Here is a 17,001-nt window from a genome sequence, read left to right on the forward strand (position 1 = left end):
CGCTCCGGGGCGATTGTCAGTGGCGGGACCTACCGTCGGAGGCATGACTGAGCAGGGGGTGCGCTGGACCGCGGAACAGGTGCTGGCACTGGCGCCTGACGCCGCGTCACGCACAGCGGGGAGCAAGCTCGGCACGGCCGGTCCGTGGTCCGAGGCGGGCAGTGGAGAGGGGACGGTGTGGGGGCTGTGCAAGGGCAGCGGCAGCAGGCCGTACCAGACGGTGGTCGATCTCGCCGGACCGGCGTACACGTGCAGCTGTCCGAGCCGTAAGTTCCCGTGCAAGCACGCGCTCGGGCTGCTTCTGCTGTGGGCGGGCGGCGACGGCGCGGTGCCGGTGTCCGCCGATCCGCCGGACTGGGCAGAGCCGTGGCTGGCGGGCAGACGCAAGCGGGCCGAGGGCGAACCGGGCCAGGGCAAGGGGGGTTCGGCGGCCGGGCCGGCCGATCCGGAGGCGGCACGGCGGCGGGCCGAGCGCCGGGCCGAGCGGGTCACCGCGGGGGCGACGGAGCTGGAGCAGCGCCTCGCGGACCTGCTGCGCGGCGGTCTGGCCGCGGCCGAGCAGGCGGGGTACGGGGCGTGGGACGAGACGGCGGCCCGCATGGTCGACGCCCAGGCGCCCGGACTCGCGGCGCGGGTGCGGGAGTTGGGGGCGATACCGGGGTCCGGGGCGGGCTGGCCGGCCCGGCTGCTGGAGGAATGCGCGCTGCTACATCTGCTCGACCAGGGCTGGCTGCGCCGCGCCGCGCTGCCGGACGCCCTCGCGGCCACGGTCCGCTCCCGGCTCGGCCTGCCCGCCCCGGCGGACGGCCCGCCCTTGCGCGACCGCTGGCTGGTCCTCGCCCAGTACGACACCGCGGACGCGAAACTGACGACCCGCCGGATCTGGCTGTACGGCGCGGAGTCGGGCGGCACCCGGCTGCTGCTGTCGTACGGCGCGGCGGGCCGGGCGCCGGAGCTGTCCCTGCCGGTCGGCCTGGCGCTGGACGCGGAGCTGTCCGGTCATCCGGGGGCCGGCCGGGCCCGGGCCGCACTGGGCGAGCGGTTCGCCCCGCCGGCGCCGGCCGGGTTCCGCCCGCCGGGCGTGTCGACGGCCGAGGCGGCGGCCCGGTACGGCGACGCGCTGCGCGACGATCCCTGGCTGGAGTCGGTCCCGGTGACGCTGGAGCGGGTGATCCCGGTCCCGGACGGCGAGACGTGGCAACTGGCCGACGCCGGTACGGACACGGCCCTGCCCCTGACCCGGGCCGCCCGCTCCCGCCCCGGTCTGTGGCGACTGGTCGCCCTGTCCGGCGGGACCCCCGTGACGGTCTTCGGCGAGTGCGGCCACCACGGCTTCACCCCGCTCACGGCCTGGACGCCGGGGACGAACGAGGCGGTGCCGCTGTGCTGAACGAACCGGCAGGCCGGGGACTCGAAACGCCCCCAGAGTGCCCGAGGCGAACCTCCCCGGGACCCGAAGCAGCATGCCGGCGACGCCATGACGCCCGCGACGCCATGCGGAAGGGAATGACATGAACGGGACCCCGATCACCCCGACCCCGACCACTCGGACCGGCGCGGCTCCCGCGGAGTCCTGGGAGGACCTGGTCACCGCCGCCCTGCTCGGCACCGACCGGCGCCCGTGGGCCACCGCACAGCCCGGGCGGGAGGCTCCGCTCGCGCTGCTGGACGCGGCCGCCGTGGCGACCGTACGACGACGGGCCGGGCTGCGGCCCGCGCGGGCGGCCCGGCGGCCGGAGCCGACGCCCGAGGACCCGCGCCCGGCGCTGCCCGCGGCGGCGGCCCGCAGACTCGCCGCCCTGCTGGCCGACCGCTCGGGCGCGGCGGGCGGCGGCCGCCGGGGCAGCGCACCCGACCTCATGGAGCTGCTCCCGCAGTGGCTCGCGGCGGCCACCGCGCACGGGTACGCGGCACCCCCGCAGGCGCTGCCCGCCCTGCTGGACGCGGCCCGGGGGCGTACGGATCTGCGCCCGGCGGCGCTGGCGTTCGCGGGCCCGCGCGCGCTGTGGCTGGCCCGGCTGAACCCGGACTGGCGCTTCGCCCTGCGCGCGGCTCCCGGCGGCGGCGCCACGCTGCCCGGCGCCGACGACACCGAGGCGGTGGAGCGGCTGTGGCAGGAGGGGCTGTTCGCCGAACGGGTGGCCCTGCTGGGCGGGCTGCGCGCCGAGCGGCCCGCGGTCGCGCGCGAGCTGCTGGCGTCGTCCTGGGCCAAGGAGCGGGCGGAGGACCGGCTGATGTTCCTCGACGCGCTGCGCACGGGCCTCGCCGCCGAGGACGAGCCGTTCCTGGAGCAGGCGCTCGGCGACCGCAGCCGCAACGTCCGGGCGACGGCGGCGGAACTGCTGTCGGCGCTGCCGGACTCCGCACTCGCCGCGCGCATGGCCGTACGGGCCGCGGCCTGTGTGGCCCTCGACCGTACGGCGCCCGTGCCGGCGATCGTGGTCGAGCCGCCGCTCCAGTGCGATTCGAGCATGGAGCGCGACGGTGTGGTGGCGACACCTCCGGCGGGCAGAGGAGAACGCTCATGGTGGCTGGGGCAGTTGGCGGAGGCCGCGCCGCTCGGCACCTGGCCGGAGCGGCTCGGCGGGCGAACGGCGCGGGAGATCGTGGCACTGCCGGTCGCGGACGGCTGGCAGGGCGAACTGCACGCGGCCTGGTGCCGGGCGGCGGTGCGGCAGCGGGACACCGCGTGGTCGAGGGCGCTGCTCGGCTCACCGTCGGCACCGGAGGCGGGCGGGCCGGGGGCGGTGTCCCTGGCCGAGCGCGCGAAGCTGCTGGCGGCCCTGGAACCGGTGGAGCGGGCCGCGTGGGTGGCGGGGTTCATCGCGACACACGGCCTGTCGGAGGCGTTCCAGCTGCTCGGGGTGTGCGCGGTGCCGTGGGCGGCGCCACTCGGCCGCTCGGTCGTGGACGCGCTCAACATCGCGCGGGACGCGGGCAGTTACCCGTGGAGCTTCAGCGGTGTGATGGGGCTGGCGGAACGCTGCCTGGACCCGGCGGAGGCCGGCCGGCTGGAGGCGCTGCTGGCGATACCCGACGAACGGGAGGACGCGGCGCCGGGCGCCGGGGGGTACTGGGCGGAGGCGTTCCAGCGGCTGGTCACGACGCTGCGGTTGCGGGCGGAGATGGCCCGCGAGTTGGCCCCGGCCGGCACCACCCGCGGCCCCTCCCGGAACGAACCGCCGGCTCAGTTGCCCGACGCAGCCGCCTGACGCACGTTCTCCCGCACCCACTCCACGATCGACGCGGTCGTCGCGCCCGGCGTGAAGATCTCCGCGACGCCCTTCTCCTTCAGGGGCGGAATGTCCTCGTCCGGGATGATGCCGCCGCCGAAGACGAGGATGTCCGCGGCGTCGCGCTCCTTGAGCAGGTCGATCACCGCGGCGAACAGCGTGTTGTGCGCGCCGGAGAGGATGGACAGGCCGATCGCGTCGGCGTCCTCCTGGATGGCGGTGTCGACGATCTGCTCCGGTGTCTGGTGGAGCCCGGTGTAGATGACCTCCATACCGGCGTCGCGCAGGGCGCGCGCGATGACCTTGGCCCCGCGATCGTGGCCGTCGAGTCCCGGTTTGGCGACCACCACACGGATCGGACCGGCTGCCACACCCATCACTGCCTCCATCAGACGACCCCGGAAGCGATCGCTTCCGTCCATAACGACAAGTACCGCACTTTTGGCGCGTTCCGCCACCGTCGCGAAGTGAACGAACGTTATCCCCAGCATCCCGCAACCGGCAGTTTTACGGTGCGCAGCGAGGGGGAAATCACATGGTGGGACATGAGGGCACACGGGGGATCGAGCCGTCCTCCGGCGTGCCGACAGGAGGTCGGCCCATGAAGGTCACCGGAGTACTGCCACTCTTCCTCCCGTTCTACCGGCGCCTGTGGCCCGGAAGACTCGCCGGAATCTCCATGGCGCTGCTCAAGGCGACCGCTCTTGAGGCCGCGATCCTGGCCGGCCACCTCCTGCTGTATCCGACGGGCTTCGCCCAGGAACGCCGCTCCCCCGCCCTGCCCGCCGCGGAGGGCACGGCCCGGCTGCCCGTCCCGTCCGGCCCGCCGGTCGTGCTGCTGCACGGCTTCATCGACAACCGCTCGGTGTTCGTACTGCTGCGCCGCAGCCTCGCCCAGCACGGCGGACAGCGCGTCGAGTCGCTCAACTACTCCCCGCTGACCTGCGACGTCCGCGCCGCGGCCGAGCTGCTCGGCCGGCACATCGAGGAGATCTGCGAACGCACCGGCAGCCCCCGCGTCGACATCGTGGGCCACAGCCTCGGCGGCCTGATCGCCCGCTATTACGTGCAGTGTCTCGGCGGTGATCTGCGGGTGCGCACGCTCGTCACGCTGGGCACCCCGCACGCGGGCACCCGGGTGGTGCCGCTGGCCGACGCCCATCCGATCGTGCGCCAGATGCGGCCCGGTTCATCGGTGATCGAGGAACTGTCCCGGCCCGCGCCCGGCTGCCGTACGCGGTTCGTGAGCTTCTGGAGCGACCTGGACTCCATCATGGATCCGGTGGAGACGGCCCGCCTGGAGCACCCCGATCTCGACACGCTGAACGTCCAGGTGTCCGGCATCGGGCATCTCGCCCTGCCCGTGCACCCCGCGGTCGCGGCCGGGATACGCGAGGCCCTCGACGCCGCGCACCCCGGGGACGCGCTCGCCGGCGGTCTGACGGTGGCGTGAACCAACGGTGAGGTGAACCGGCTGACGCCGACGTGTCGTACAGGCGGCCGACAGTCTCCGCACATCGAACGCTCATCGAACTCTCGGCCAAACTCGTGTCCGGCGTCCCCCGAAAGACCGCCGAATGCCCGTTTCCGGCGGGCGCGAAACCGGCCGAAGATTGTCGTGCCCAGGTACCGGCGGGTACAGTCGCCGCACTGCTCTGGCAGCCCCTGTTGTCGAGGCGAAAGAGAAGTTGGTGAACGACCGTCACCCGTCGGGGACCATGACCACCCCGGCCCCGGCTTCCGACGCCTCCGCCGCGCGCTACGACCACGCGCCGTACGGGACCCATGAAGCCCCCTACGGCGACTTCACCACGTACGGCGGCTACGACGCCACCGGTTTTGTGCCCGGCCACGACACCACCGGCGCCTTCCACGGTGACCCGCTCTTCGGCAGCCTGCCCGGCGAGCAGAGCACCGGCGCGTACGACTCGGCGCAGTGGCAGACCCCGCACTACGACGCGTACGCGGCCCAGCACCACGCCGCCTACGACTCCGGTGTCCACGACGCGGCCGCCTGGACGGTCCCCGCGCAGGCCACGGGCCACGACGTCAGTGGCCAGTGGGACGCGAGCCTGTGGCAGCAGCCCGATCAGTCCGGCGGCGCCGACCCGACCCAGCAGTGGGAGTGGGGCACCCAGGGCTTCGAGACGGGCGCGTACGACGCCACGCAGTGGAACTCCGCCGGGCAGGCCGCGGCGCCCTCGCCCGAGCCGGTTGCCGAACCGTTCGACCAGCAGGCCACCGCCACGTTCGAGCAGGTCACGGAAGTGCCGGACACGGCGGCCTTCCCGCACGGCGGGTACGAGGACCAGGCGCCGTACGCGGACGCCACGGACAGTTCCGGTGAACCGCCCGCCGAGCCGGTCCTGTTGGACGACCAGGAAGAGGTCACGCCGACAACACGCGCGGGCGCGCGCGGCGGGGCGCGCTCCCGGCGTCGTACGCCCGCCAAGCGCTCCGCGCTGCTGACCGTCGCCGTGCCCTCGGCCTGTGTGATGGGCGTCGCGGGAATCGCGGCCGCCTCGGTCGGCGCGCTGACGGACGGCGGCGGCAAGGACACGACCGCCTCCGCCTCGGACGCGCACGCGGTCAAGCCGTCGGTCGCCAACAGCAAGCTGGACAGCCAGCTCAGGACGCTCTCCGCCGGCGCCGACGACTTCGCCGACCGGGCCAGCCGGACGCAGGAGCGGATCGACCTCAAGAACCAGCAGGAGCTGGACCGGAAGAAGGCCCTCGCGGAGGCCGCGCTCAAGGAGCGGCTGCGCCCCAAGTTCGTGCTGCCGGTCACGCAGAAGGGGCTGAGCGCCTACTTCGGCCAGGCGGGCGTGAACTGGATGTCGGTGCACACGGGCATCGACTTCCCCGTCTCCTACGGCACCACGGTGATGGCGGCCACCGACGGCACCGTCACCACCAAGTGGAACAGCGCCTACGGCAACATGATGATAGTGACGGCGAAGGACGGCACGCAGACCTGGTACTGCCATCTGTCCAGCTACCGCGTGGCCTCCGGTACGACCGTGAAGGCCGGCGAGCCGATCGCCTACTCCGGCAACTCCGGCAACTCCACCGGCCCGCACCTGCACTTCGAGGTGCACCCGGCGGGCGGGCCCGCCGTGGACCCGCTGCCCTGGCTGCGGAGCCACGGACTCGACCCCACGTAGGAACCGGACCCCGCAGAGAAACCGGGGGCCGGCGCCCCCGGGCTCCCCGTACTCCCTACAGCTTCTCCACCGGCGCGTACCGCAGCAGCAGCCGCTTCGGCTTGCCGTCGCCGAAGTCGATCGTCGCCTGGGCCTTGTCGTCCGCGCCCGCCACCGCGACGACCGTGCCGAGCCCGAACTGGTCGTGGGTGACCCGGTCGCCGACCGCGAGGGACACCGCCGGCTTGTCCGTCGTACGCCGCGTGGCGAACCCGGACGCGCCCGCAGCCGACGAACGCGAGCGGGACGAGGACAGTGAGGCCGCGATCCCGGAGGCCGGGCCGGAGGACACCGGTGCCGCCGCGCCCGTCCGCTTCCACTCCACGTGGGCGGCCGGGATCTCCTCCAGGAACCGGGAGGGCGGGTTGTACGACGGCTGGCCCCAGGCGCTGCGCAGCGCCGAGCGCGTGAGATACAGCCGCTCCCGCGCGCGTGTGATGCCGACGTACGCCAGGCGCCGCTCCTCCTCCAGCTCCTTGGTCTGGCCGAGGGAGCGCATGTGCGGGAAGACGCCGTCCTCCATGCCGGTCAGGAAGACGACGGGGAATTCCAGGCCCTTGGCGGTGTGCAGGGTCATCAGGGTGATGACGCCGGAGCCTTCCTCGTCCTCGTCGGGGATCTGGTCGGAGTCGGCGACCAGCGCGACCTGCTCCAGGAAGTCGGCCAGCGTACCGCCCGGGGCGGTAGCCCCTGATGTCGCTGCGCCTTCGCCGCGCTCCTGCTCGAACTCCAGGGCCACGGCCGCGAGTTCCTGGAGGTTCTCGATGCGGGTCTCGTCCTGCGGGTCGGTGGAGGACTGCAACTCGGCGAGGTAACCGGTGCGTTCGAGGACGGCTTCGAGGACCGTGGCCGGTCCGGCGCCGGATTCCACGATCGTGCGCAGGTCCTCCATCAGCGTGTTGAACCGCTTGACCGCGTTGGTGGAGCGCGCGGCCATGCCGTACGCCTCGTCCACGCGCTTGAGCGCCTGCGGGAAGCTGATCTTCTCGCGCTGGGAGAGGGCATCGATCATCGCCTCGGCGCGGTCGCCGATGCCCCGCTTGGGCACGTTGAGGATGCGGCGCAGCGGCACCGAGTCCTCGGGGTTGGCGAGAACGCGCAGGTAGGCGAGGACGTCCCGGACCTCCTTGCGCTCGTAGAAGCGGACCCCGCCGACGACCTTGTAGGGCAGGCCGACGCGGATGAAGACCTCTTCGAAGACACGGGACTGGGCGTTGGTGCGGTAGAAGACGGCGACGTCGCCCGCCTTGGCCTGACCCGCGTCGACCAGGCGGTCTATCTCGTCGGCGACGAACTGCGCCTCGTCGTGCTCGGTGTCGGCGACATAGCCGGTGATCTGCGCGCCCTGGCCCGCGTTGGTCCACAGGTTCTTCGGGCGGCGCGACTCGTTGCGCTCGATGACCGCGTTGGCGGCGCTCAGAATGGTCTGCGTGGAGCGGTAGTTCTGCTCCAGCAGGATCGTCGTCGCGTCCGGGTAGTCCTCCTCGAACTGGAGGATGTTGCGGATCGTCGCGCCCCGGAAGGCGTAGATCGACTGGTCCGCGTCACCGACCACGCACAGCTCGGCGGGCGGGAGGTCGTGCTCGCTCGGCGGAGCGTCCTCGTCGTGGGTGCCGGTGCCGACGAGTTCGCGGACGAGCGCGTACTGGGCGTGGTTGGTGTCCTGGTACTCGTCGACCAGGACGTGCCGGAAGCGGCGGCGGTAGTGCTCGGCGACGTCCGGAAAGGCGCGCAGCAGGTTGACCGTCGTCATGATCAGGTCGTCGAAGTCGAGGGCGTTGGCCTCGCGCAGCCGCGACTGGTAGAGCGCGTAGGCCTGCGCGAGGGTCTTCTCGAAGCCGTCGGCGGCCTGCGCGGCGAAGTCCTCCTCGTCGATCAGCTCGTTCTTGAGGTTGCTGATCTTGGCGCTGAAGGACTTGGGCGGGAAGCGCTTGGGGTCGAGGTCCAGGTCACGGCAGACCAGGGCCATCAGGCGCTTGCTGTCGGCGGCGTCGTAGATCGAGAACGACGACGTGAAGCCGAGCTTCTTGCTCTCGCGGCGCAGGATGCGCACGCACGCGCTGTGGAAGGTCATGACCCACATCGCGTTGGCGCGCGGGCCGACGAGCTGCTCGACGCGCTCCTTCATCTCGCCCGCGGCCTTGTTGGTGAAGGTGATCGCGAGGATCTGGCCCGGGTGCACATGCCGCTCGGCGAGCAGGTGGGCGATGCGGTGGGTGAGCACGCGGGTCTTGCCGGAGCCGGCACCGGCGACGATGAGCAGCGGGGAGCCGGCGTGCACGACCGCGGCGCGCTGGTTGTCGTTCAGCCCCTCCAGGAGCGCCGCCGCGTCCAGCGCGGGGCGCGGGGCGCCGTCGCGGTAGTAGGCGTCCCGGTCCGGCGGCGCGTCGAACTTCCCGCCGAACAGATCGTCCGGAAGCGGTTCCGGAGCATGATCGTCCTCGGGCGGCGGCGGGGGTTCCTCCTCGTGCCCGCGCGGGGGCTGGAGGTCCGCCAGGAAGCTGTCGTCAAAGAGGCTGCTCATCGCTCTCCGAGTCTAGGGCGCCCCACCGACAACCGGTCGCCGTCCCGGGAAGAAGGTCGCGCGAGCAGAGCGGCGAACCCCCTCACGCAGCGGAATCACTCGATGACGTGGACGTGATCCCGGCGCCGGATCACGAAAATGTATCGGACATATCACGCACCAACCTTCACACCAGTCACACGAGTTGGCTAGGTTGCCGTCGGGTCGCGTGCGCGGCCCCCGCCGAGTCCGGCGCCTCCCGTAAGGGGGGCCGGAGCCGGGGACCCACCGAATCTCCGGGGTGAATCGGCCGACTCCCGTCCGGGACGACGCCGTAGGGCAACCCTTCCGAACCTCCGCCCGAACCCGACAGCTAACCCGGTAGGCGGCCCACTGGAAGGAGTCGCCTCCCTTGGCGTCGCACCGCAAGTCGCGTCCCGGCGGGACCACCGGAGTGGGTCTGCGCACCCCGGCCCTCGCCACCGCCGCCCTCACCTCCATAGCCATGCTGTCCCAGACGGCCGAGGCCGCCCCCGGTACGGACCACACCCGGCCGAGCCTGGAGGAGGTGGAGAAGAAGGTCGACGACCTCTACCGGCAGGCGGAGTCGGCGACCGAGAAGTACGACGCGGCCACGGAGCGCACCGGCAAGCAGCGCGGGCGGGTCGACGCGCTCCGGGACGAGGTCGCCCGCCGCACCGCCCGCCTCAACAAGGCCCGCGACGAGCTGGGCTCCTTCGCCGCGGCCCAGTACCGCACCGGCGCCGCCGCCCCCGACACGGCCACCTTCCTGCTCGCGGACAACCCGCAGGACTACTTCGACCAGACCCAGCTGATGAGCCGGCTGACCACGCGCGAGAAGAGCGCGGTCGACGCCTACATCGACGAGCAGGCCTCCACCATGAAGAAGCGGCGGGAGGCCGCGCAGAGCCTGCAGACGCTGACCGAGTCGCAGCACGAGCTGCAGACCGCCAAGTCCACCGTCCAGCAGAAGCTCGCCTCCGCGCGCGAGCTGCTGTCGCAGCTGACGGCCCAGGAGAAGGCGCGGCTGGCCGCCATCGAGCGGGAGAAGCAGCAGGAGGCGGCGCGCAAGGCGGCCGAGCTGGCGAAGCAGCAGGCCGAAGCCCAGCAGAAGACCACCTCGTCCGGCTCATCCAGCCCGACCGGCTCCGCCTCTTCCGGATCCTCCGGGTCCGCCGGCTCGTACGACACGAAGGCCGCCAAGGCCATCGCCTTCGCCCGCGCCCAGATCGGCAAGCCGTACGTGTGGGGCGCCACCGGGCCGGACTCCTACGACTGCTCGGGCCTCACCCAGGCCGCCTGGAAGGCCGCCGGCGTCACGCTCCCGCGCACCACGTACGACCAGGTCAACGCCGGGACCACGGTGTCCCTGGCCGACGCGCGCCCGGGGGACCTGATCTTCTTCTACGACGACATCAGCCACGTCGGTCTCTACATCGGCAACGGCATGATGATCCACGCCCCGAAGCCGGGCGCGTACGTCCGTGAGGAGTCGGTGTACTACGGCGGGGAATCGATCATCCACAGCGTGGTCCGCCCGGGCTGACGCCTACCGGGTCAGGTCCACAGAACGGCGATGAAGATGTTCGTCATGGTCAGCAGGCCGACGACCCCGAAGGCGCCCTTGTCGACCTTCTCCTCGTCGCGCTTCACATAGACCAGCCCGAGAATCACGATCAGCAGGGCCAGCTTCACACCGATCTTGATGGTGTTCACGTGGTGGTCGTCGGCCTGGTTGAGGCCGACGAGGGCCACCCCGGTGACGAGCATGGTCAGCGCACCGTGCAGCATCCCGGGGACGAAGCGAGCCGTGCCCTGCCCCATCGCCTTCATCTGGGTGAGGAAACCGCCGAGCAGCGCGGCGATGCCAATGATGTGCAGGCCGACGAAGAGATGGATGAGTACGTCCATGGGGCCGGAGCCTAATTCGTCGGTAACAGCCCCAAGGACGGCAGGGTGCCGTTCCCGGGGTGTTCGAGTGGTGAGGGCCGTCACGCCTTGTCGGAGCTGGCCTCGCGAGGCCTCTGGTCAGACCGCGCGGCCGGCCTGACCAGGGGTGTACCGGCCCCCTGTCATCGGGCCCGGCCGCGGCCGACATGGATCATGCATTTATGCGGTCCATAACACCTCCGGCACCCCTTCCGTCCCGCTTCCCGCGTATCGGTCATCACACTGTGTGAAGGAGGCGAGCCTGGACGGTCGGATCAGTCACATAAGGTCACGTTCCGATCCGTAAAGGCCAGTTCCGTACAGTCCGTTACCCACTCGTCACACTCCGGCCTAGCGTCCTCTCCACCGCCGAGAAGGGTCCGGCGGCGGCCCGCTCCCCCTGTGCGGGCCGCCGCCGGGCATACCGCCCGCTCGGTCGTCGAGCAGGAAGGACGTGACGGTCCAGGTGGCAGCGCATCGCAAGCCCCGGCAACGCTCGATCGGTGGCCCTACGGTCCGGACGGCCGCCACCCTCGCCCTGGCGGGCGCGGCCACCGCGACGGGGTTCGACGGGACCGGACACGCCGACCCGCAGCTGACACCGGCACAGGTGAAGGCCCAGGTGGACAAGCTCTACCAGCAGGCCGAGGCGGCGACCGAGAAGTACGACGGCGCCAAGGAGCAGGCAGACGCGGCCCAGCGGCGGCTCAACGCGCTGCACGACGAGACGGCCCGCAGGCAGGCCGAGCTCAACTCGGCCCGGGACGCGCTGGGTTCGTTCGCCTCCGCGCAGTACCGCGACGGCGGCTTCGCCCCCGCCTGGCAACTGGCCCTGTCCAACGACCCCGACCGGTATCTGGACGACGCCGCCTTCGCCGAGCGGGCCGGCGATCGGCAGGCCGCCGCCGTGTCGCGGGTACGCGAACAACTGCGGGAGATCGAGCAGTTGCGCGGAGCCGCCCGCGTCCAGCTGGCGTCGCTGCGCTCCCGGCAGGCCGAGCTGAGCCGGCAGAAGAAGACCGTCACGGACAAGCTGGCCGAGGCCCGGCGGCTGCTGGCGCGGCTCACCCCGCAGCAGCGCGCCCAGGTCACCGGTGACGACGGCAGCGCACCGGGGCGCGCCTCCCGGTCGGCCGCAGATGCCCGGCAGGCCCTGGCGCAGGCCGGATCCGGGCCCGGCTCCGTCACGGCGCCCGACAGCCGCGCTGCGGCGGCCGTCGCCTACGCCTACGCCAAGCTCGGCAGCCCCTATGTGTGGGGGGCGGCCGGCCCGAACTCCTTCGACTGCTCGGGGCTGGTCCAGGCCGCCTACCGCTCCGCGGGCATCTCCTTGCCCCGCACCACCTACGCCCAGATCGACGCGGGCCGGCGCGTCTCCCGCTCCGAACTGCAGCCCGGAGACCTGGTGTTCTTCTACTCCGGCGTCAGCCATGTCGGCATCTACGTCGGCGGCGGCCAGATGATCCACGCCCCGAACCCCTCGGCACCGGTCCGGCTGGCCCCGGTCGACGAGATGCCGTTCGCGGGGGCCACCCGGGTCGCGTGAGGGCGAGGTCAGACCAGGCGGCGGGCGGTCGCCCAGCGGGTCAGTTCGTGGCGGTTGGACAGCTGGAGCTTGCGCAGGACCGCCGAGACATGCGACTCGACCGTCTTCACCGAGATGAACAGCTGCTTGGCGATCTCCTTGTAGGCGTAGCCACGGGCGATCAGCCGCAGCACCTCGCGCTCGCGCTGGGTGAGGCGGTCCAGATCCTCGTCCACGGGCGGGGCGTCGGTGGAGGCGAAGGCGTCCAGGACGAACCCGGCCAGCCGCGGGGAGAAGACCGCGTCGCCCTCCTGGACCCGGAAGATCGAGTCGACCAGGTCGGTGCCGGTGATGGTCTTGGTGACATACCCGCGGGCGCCGCCGCGGATCACGCCGATCACGTCCTCCGCCGCGTCGGACACGGACAGTGCGAGGAAGCGGACCGGCTGCTCGGCGTCCGCCATCAACGCCGCGCACCGGCGCAGCACTTCGACCCCGCCGCCACCCGGCAGATGGACGTCGAGCAGGACCACCTCGGGCCGGGTCGCCGTGATGACCGTGACCGCCTGGTCGACGTCCGCGGCCTCGCCGACCACCTCGACCCCGGTCGTGGCGGTCTGGCCGATCTCGGCCTGAACTCCGGTGCGGAACATACGGTGGTCGTCCACGAGCACGACCCGTACGTGCCGTCCGCCCGCGCCGGCTCCCGCCGGGCCGTTCGCCTCGGTCGCGTCGCTCATGACGTCTTCTCCGCCCTCTCCATCTCCAGCTCGACCTCCGTGCCGCCGCCCGGCACCGCCCGCAGCCGGGCCGTGCCGCCGTTGCGCTCCATGCGGCCGATGATCGATTCTCTGACACCCATCCGGTCGGCGGGTATCGAGTCGAGGTCGAAGCCCGGGCCGCGGTCGCGCACGGACACGAAGACCGTCCTCCCCTCGACTTCGGCGTAGACCTGTACGGCACCGCCCTCGCCACCGTACTTGGCGGCGTTCACCATCGCCTCGCGCCCTGCTTGCATCTGCGCCCGGGTCCTCTCGTCCAGCGGGCAGTCGCCGACGATGACGACCTCGATGGGCACACCGTGCTTGTCCTCCACCTCGGCGGCGTTGCGCCGCACCGCTTCGGCGACCGTGTCCGGCTCGTCGGCCTCGTCCTTGCCGGTGCCCTCCGGCTTGTACAGCCAGGTGCGCAGGTCGCGTTCCTGGGCGCGGGCGAGGCGGCGCACCTCGTTCGCGTTGTCGGCGTTGCGCTGGATCAGGGTGAGGGTGTGCAGCACGGAGTCGTGCACATGGGCGGCGACCTCGGCACGCTCCTGGGCGCGGATGCGCATCAGGCGTTCCTCGGACAGGTCCTGGGTCATCCGGACCAGGTAGGGGCCGGCGAGCAGCGTGATGCCGACGAGGACGGCGAGCGCAGCCTGGAGGACCGCGCCGAGGTGGGCGGCCGAGCCCTGGAGCACGAAGATGGCGGAGACACCGGCCGTGACGAGCAGGACACCGCCGGCCGCGCGCAGCAGCGTGAGCGTACGGCGCCGGCGGCCGACCTCGACCCAGCGGGCCCGGCGGGCGTTGTCCGCCTGTCTCCAGACCAGGGCGACACCGGCCGCGACGAGGACGGCGGGCACCAGATACACCTTGGCCGCGCCACCGAGGTTCACGCTGCTCACGAAGACCATGGACACGATGACCATGAGGAGCAGCGCGACGAGCTGACCTTTGTCCGGCCTGCGGGCCACCAGTCTGCGGCGGCCGTCCGGGGCGGTCTCGGTGCCGACGAGCGACTGCTTCTGTTCGCCGACACCGCCGATCCCGAGCGGCACGAAGAACCAGAACGCCGCATACAGCAGCGCTCCGAACCCATGAGCCATGAAAAGGCCGACGAAGGCGAGCCGCACCCAGATGACGGGCAGCCCGAGATGCCCGGCGAGGCCCCGCGCCACTCCACCGAGCCAGCGTCCGTCGCTGCTGCGGTAGAGCTTGCGCGGCGGCCGCGGGTCGTCGACTGGCAGGCTTGCGGCTTCCGGCATGCCAATGATGGTCACACGGCCGGCGGGGCCAGGCATCAGGGTCGGCCCCCGAGACGCCCCTGATCTTCCGCGGGACCGGGTCGGGGAACGGCGGGCAACAGCGGTTCAGTGCCGGTCGAACGCTTCCCCGCCCCGTCTCAGGGCCGATTTCAGGGTTCGCCCAGGGTCGTCCCGACTGCCGTCGCGGCGGGCGGGCCGTCACCATGGACGCATGACGGATCACGAGCACGCCGCGACGGGTCCGGGACCCGGCCCCGGCCCGCGCCCGGCCCCGGGCACCGGACCGACGGATGCCGGGCCCGCCGCGACACAGCGGACGGGAGCGGCCGGCACGGACACCCACGCCGGGAAGCGGGAGGGAGAACAGGGCAGAGAGCAGGAGCAGCAGCCCGCCGCGGCCTTCGACCGGTTCCGGCGCGACCGCCGGCACAAGATGATCGCGGGCGTGTGCGCGGGCCTGGGCCGGCAGACGGACATGGACCCGGTGATCTTCCGGATCACTCTGGCCGTGCTGTCCGCGACCGGCGGCATCGGTCTGATCTTCTACGGCTTCGTCTGGCTCCTCGTGCCGTACGAGGACGAGGACGAGAACGAGCTGCGCAAGCTGCTGACGGGCCGGGTCGACGGTCTGGCGCTCGCCGCCGTGCTGTTCGCCCTGGTCGGCTGCGGTGTCTTCCTGACCATGCTGAGAAACGGCGGGGTGCTGACCTTCGCCGTGGTCCTCTCCCTGCTGCTCGCGGGCGCCGGGTACTGGTCACGGCGCCGTGACGCGACCGACCCCGACCCGCTGGCCGCGCAGGCCGCGGCCGACGCCCCGCCGGAGGCGCAGGCTCCGCCGGTCGCCACCATCTACCCGTCGTGGTGGCGGGACCCGATCGTCAAGGACGGCACCCACGTGGGCGGCACGGGTTATCTGTGGGGGCCCGGCGACACTCGCGACCGGGATCTCACCTCGGCCGTCGACGCCGGCGTCGCCCTCCCGTGGCCCCACTCCGGCTCCATACGGCCGCGGCCCGCCGCACCCCCGAGACCGCGCGGCCCGCGCTGGATCGGCGGCTGGGTCTTCCTGCTCGCCCTGGTGGCGGGCGGCCTGGGCACGGGGCTCACCTGGGACACACACCCGTTGGGCACCAGCCTCCAGACCGGTCTCGCCTGCGCGCTGGCGGTGTTCGGCCTCGGCGTCGCGATCAGCGCGTTCCTGGGGCGCACCGGGGCGGGGACGGTGTTCCTGGCGCTCGTCACGGCGGCACTGCTCGCCGGGGCGTCGGCCATGCCCAAGGACATCACCACCCACTGGAGAGACACGTCCTGGGTGCCTGCGGCGACGGCACAGGTGCAGCCGCGCTACGACCTCGGTACCGGGCGGGGCACGCTGGATCTGACCGGGGCGGCTCCGGCCAAGGGGCAGACAGTCGCGACGCACGCCCATGTGGGCGCCGGACAGCTGAAGGTGATCGTGCCGGCGGGCGCGACCGTGCGGATGAGTATCGACGTGGGGGTGGGCGACATCCGGTTGCCCGGGGAGAACAGGAGGGACGTGGACGTGCAGCCGAGCAGGCACAAGGCCGTGACGCTGGCGCCGGCCACGGCCGCCAAGGAGGCCGGCACGCTGGACCTCACGCTCGGGGTCGGTGTGGGACAGGTGGAGGTCAGCCGTGCTGCGTCATGAGTTTCAGCCCGGGAGGCTGGTCGCCGGGCTCTTCCTCACCGCCGCCGGCGGGGTCTACGCGGGCGATGCGCGCGGCCTGTGGGAAACGCCGTGGTTCGCGATCGTCCCGCTGGTCGTGGGCGGCCTGCTGCTGGCCGGTGTCACGGGGAGCGTGGCCCGGGCGATACGCAGACGGGGCGGCGCGGAGGGCGGCTAGCGGTGGTCGGCGAGCGGCCGGCGGTGGTTGTCCGTCGCCGGCCGGGCCGGAGCCTCGCGGCCCTCGGCGGCCCGCCGGGGGTCGTGGCTACCGGTAGCCGCCCTGCCGGCGTCGGGCTCGCCAGGCCGCGTCCAGGGAGAGGTAGGGGGCGCCGGCGAGGATGAGGGGGATCCAGGCCATGAAGTAGGCGAGGTCGTTGCCGTAGTAGTAGGGGGTCGACGACCAGCTCACGGTCATCCAGAAGCTGAACGAGATCAGCGCGCCGCCGAGCGCGGCCAGCCGGGCGAGCAGGCCGAGCAGGGTGCCGATACCGACGGCCAGTTCACCGAAGGCGATGGCGTAGCCGAAGCCGACCGGGCTCTTCAGGGCCAGGTCGACCAGGGCCGGGATGCCGGCGGAGTCGCGGGCCGCCCGCATGGTGTCGCCGATCGACCCGGCGCCGCTGGACTTCATGAAGGCGCTGTCGGTGAGTTTGTCCAGGCCGGCGTAGATGAGGGTGACGCCGAGGAAGACGCGGAGCGGGAGCAGGGCGTAATGGGTGGCGGTGTCCCGCCAGCCACGGAGGCCGTTGAGCCGATTCATGTGCGTGTCTGTCCGAATGCCGTGAGTCATCGTCGCCAGCCGCCTCTCACCCGCCGTCCCGCCCCTCACTTCGACGATACGTACGACGAGCGGGGCCCGTTCAATCCCCTCCCG

Annotated in this window: 14 protein-coding genes and 1 riboswitch; of the genes, 8 read left to right on the forward strand and 6 right to left on the reverse strand. The window is 72.5% G+C overall.

Translation table 11 applies throughout. The features are described 5' to 3' along the window. Nucleotides 1-43: 43 nt before the first annotated feature. Both O1G22_RS16520 and O1G22_RS16525 read left to right on the forward strand, forming a co-directional pair. Nucleotides 44-1,390 carry an SWIM zinc finger family protein gene (locus O1G22_RS16520; RefSeq protein ID WP_270082070.1) on the forward strand — a complete coding sequence of 449 codons (1,347 nt, stop codon included), beginning with the start codon at nucleotides 44-46 and terminating at the stop codon, nucleotides 1,388-1,390. A 121-nt stretch (nucleotides 1,391-1,511) separates the two neighbouring features. Beyond that, nucleotides 1,512-3,212, forward strand: a complete 1,701-nt coding sequence (locus O1G22_RS16525; protein WP_270082071.1) for a DUF5691 domain-containing protein — start codon at nucleotides 1,512-1,514, stop codon at nucleotides 3,210-3,212. Here the strand turns inward: O1G22_RS16525 and icmB are convergent. Beyond that, nucleotides 3,188-3,610 carry a coenzyme B12-dependent isobutyryl CoA mutase small subunit gene (icmB, locus tag O1G22_RS16530; RefSeq protein ID WP_225099782.1) on the reverse strand — a complete coding sequence of 141 codons (423 nt, stop codon included), beginning with the start codon at nucleotides 3,608-3,610 and terminating at the stop codon, nucleotides 3,188-3,190. The two genes, O1G22_RS16525 and icmB, sit on opposite strands and share 25 nt — an antisense overlap. A 224-nt stretch (nucleotides 3,611-3,834) precedes the next feature. On the opposite strand from icmB, the gene O1G22_RS16535 reads away from it, so the two are divergent. Together O1G22_RS16535 and O1G22_RS16540 are read left to right on the forward strand one after the other, a co-directional pair. Further along, the gene (locus O1G22_RS16535) at nucleotides 3,835-4,686 is read left to right on the forward strand and encodes an esterase/lipase family protein (RefSeq protein WP_270082072.1); all 852 of its coding nucleotides are present in this window, start codon (nucleotides 3,835-3,837) and stop codon (nucleotides 4,684-4,686) included. 238 nt (nucleotides 4,687-4,924) lie between these two features. After that, nucleotides 4,925-6,397, forward strand: a complete 1,473-nt coding sequence (locus O1G22_RS16540) for a M23 family metallopeptidase (RefSeq protein ID WP_270082073.1) — start codon at nucleotides 4,925-4,927, stop codon at nucleotides 6,395-6,397. A gap of 55 nt (nucleotides 6,398-6,452) precedes the next feature. Here the strand turns inward: O1G22_RS16540 and pcrA are convergent, their stop codons facing one another. Further along, on the reverse strand, nucleotides 6,453-8,960 hold the full coding sequence (gene pcrA, locus O1G22_RS16545) for a DNA helicase PcrA (protein WP_270082074.1): 2,508 nt from the start codon (nucleotides 8,958-8,960) through the stop codon (nucleotides 6,453-6,455). Nucleotides 8,961-9,182: 222 nt separating this feature from the next. After that, nucleotides 9,183-9,344: riboswitch (cyclic di-AMP (ydaO/yuaA leader) on the forward strand. A gap of 7 nt (nucleotides 9,345-9,351) precedes the next feature. Between pcrA and O1G22_RS16550 the strand changes: the two genes are divergently transcribed. Then, nucleotides 9,352-10,506, forward strand: coding sequence for a C40 family peptidase (locus O1G22_RS16550; protein WP_270082075.1), 1,155 nt, complete (start codon nucleotides 9,352-9,354; stop codon nucleotides 10,504-10,506). Between the two features lie 11 nt (nucleotides 10,507-10,517). Here O1G22_RS16550 and O1G22_RS16555 read toward each other — a convergent pair whose 3' ends face one another. Then, complete coding sequence (locus tag O1G22_RS16555; protein ID WP_225099710.1) at nucleotides 10,518-10,871, reverse strand: hypothetical protein; 354 nt, start codon at nucleotides 10,869-10,871, stop codon at nucleotides 10,518-10,520. A gap of 484 nt (nucleotides 10,872-11,355) precedes the next feature. Here O1G22_RS16555 and O1G22_RS16560 point away from each other — a divergent pair, with 484 nt between their 5' ends. Further along, a complete protein-coding gene (locus tag O1G22_RS16560) occupies nucleotides 11,356-12,435 on the forward strand; it encodes a C40 family peptidase (RefSeq protein WP_270082076.1) in 1,080 nt (359 codons plus the stop codon). An 8-nt stretch (nucleotides 12,436-12,443) separates the two neighbouring features. On the opposite strand, the gene O1G22_RS16565 is transcribed toward O1G22_RS16560, so the two are convergent. Together O1G22_RS16565 and O1G22_RS16570 are read right to left on the reverse strand one after the other, a co-directional pair. Next, on the reverse strand, nucleotides 12,444-13,154 hold the full coding sequence (locus tag O1G22_RS16565; protein ID WP_225099712.1) for a LuxR C-terminal-related transcriptional regulator: 711 nt from the start codon (nucleotides 13,152-13,154) through the stop codon (nucleotides 12,444-12,446). Beyond that, nucleotides 13,151-14,476, reverse strand: coding sequence for an ATP-binding protein (locus tag O1G22_RS16570; protein WP_270082077.1), 1,326 nt, complete (start codon nucleotides 14,474-14,476; stop codon nucleotides 13,151-13,153). Before O1G22_RS16570 ends, O1G22_RS16565 begins: the two co-directional genes overlap by 4 nt. Before the next feature lie 175 nt (nucleotides 14,477-14,651). Between O1G22_RS16570 and O1G22_RS16575 the strand changes: the two genes are divergently transcribed. Both O1G22_RS16575 and O1G22_RS16580 read left to right on the forward strand, forming a co-directional pair. Continuing rightward, the gene (locus tag O1G22_RS16575; protein WP_270082078.1) at nucleotides 14,652-16,109 is read left to right on the forward strand and encodes a PspC domain-containing protein; all 1,458 of its coding nucleotides are present in this window, start codon (nucleotides 14,652-14,654) and stop codon (nucleotides 16,107-16,109) included. Then, nucleotides 16,096-16,305 carry a hypothetical protein gene (locus O1G22_RS16580; protein ID WP_270082079.1) on the forward strand — a complete coding sequence of 70 codons (210 nt, stop codon included), beginning with the start codon at nucleotides 16,096-16,098 and terminating at the stop codon, nucleotides 16,303-16,305. The genes O1G22_RS16575 and O1G22_RS16580 overlap by 14 nt, the downstream gene beginning before the upstream one ends. An 87-nt stretch (nucleotides 16,306-16,392) precedes the next feature. Here the strand turns inward: O1G22_RS16580 and O1G22_RS16585 are convergent, their stop codons facing one another. After that, entirely contained in the window at nucleotides 16,393-16,917 is a 525-nt protein-coding gene (locus O1G22_RS16585; protein ID WP_225099716.1) for a DoxX family membrane protein, read from the reverse strand. Nucleotides 16,918-17,001: the final 84 nt, after the last annotated feature.

It is taken from the genome of Streptomyces camelliae (assembly GCF_027625935.1).
GTDB lineage: Bacteria > Actinomycetota > Actinomycetes > Streptomycetales > Streptomycetaceae > Streptomyces > Streptomyces camelliae.

What these genes read in the sequence shown, in the direction of transcription:
- O1G22_RS16520 (WP_270082070.1), top strand. Translation starts at nt 44, where the DNA reads ATGACTGAGCAGGGGGTGCGCTGGACCGCGGAACAGGTGCTGGCACTG.
- O1G22_RS16525 (WP_270082071.1), top strand. Translation starts at nt 1,512, where the DNA reads ATGAACGGGACCCCGATCACCCCGACCCCGACCACTCGGACCGGCGCG.
- icmB (WP_225099782.1), bottom strand. Translation starts at nt 3,610, where the DNA reads ATGGGTGTGGCAGCCGGTCCGATCCGTGTGGTGGTCGCCAAACCGGGA.
- O1G22_RS16535 (WP_270082072.1), top strand. Translation starts at nt 3,835, where the DNA reads ATGAAGGTCACCGGAGTACTGCCACTCTTCCTCCCGTTCTACCGGCGC.
- pcrA (WP_270082074.1), bottom strand. Translation starts at nt 8,960, where the DNA reads ATGAGCAGCCTCTTTGACGACAGCTTCCTGGCGGACCTCCAGCCCCCG.
- O1G22_RS16555 (WP_225099710.1), bottom strand. Translation starts at nt 10,871, where the DNA reads ATGGACGTACTCATCCATCTCTTCGTCGGCCTGCACATCATTGGCATC.
- O1G22_RS16565 (WP_225099712.1), bottom strand. Translation starts at nt 13,154, where the DNA reads ATGAGCGACGCGACCGAGGCGAACGGCCCGGCGGGAGCCGGCGCGGGC.
- O1G22_RS16570 (WP_270082077.1), bottom strand. Translation starts at nt 14,476, where the DNA reads ATGCCTGGCCCCGCCGGCCGTGTGACCATCATTGGCATGCCGGAAGCC.
- O1G22_RS16575 (WP_270082078.1), top strand. Translation starts at nt 14,652, where the DNA reads ATGACGGATCACGAGCACGCCGCGACGGGTCCGGGACCCGGCCCCGGC.
- O1G22_RS16585 (WP_225099716.1), bottom strand. Translation starts at nt 16,917, where the DNA reads ATGACTCACGGCATTCGGACAGACACGCACATGAATCGGCTCAACGGC.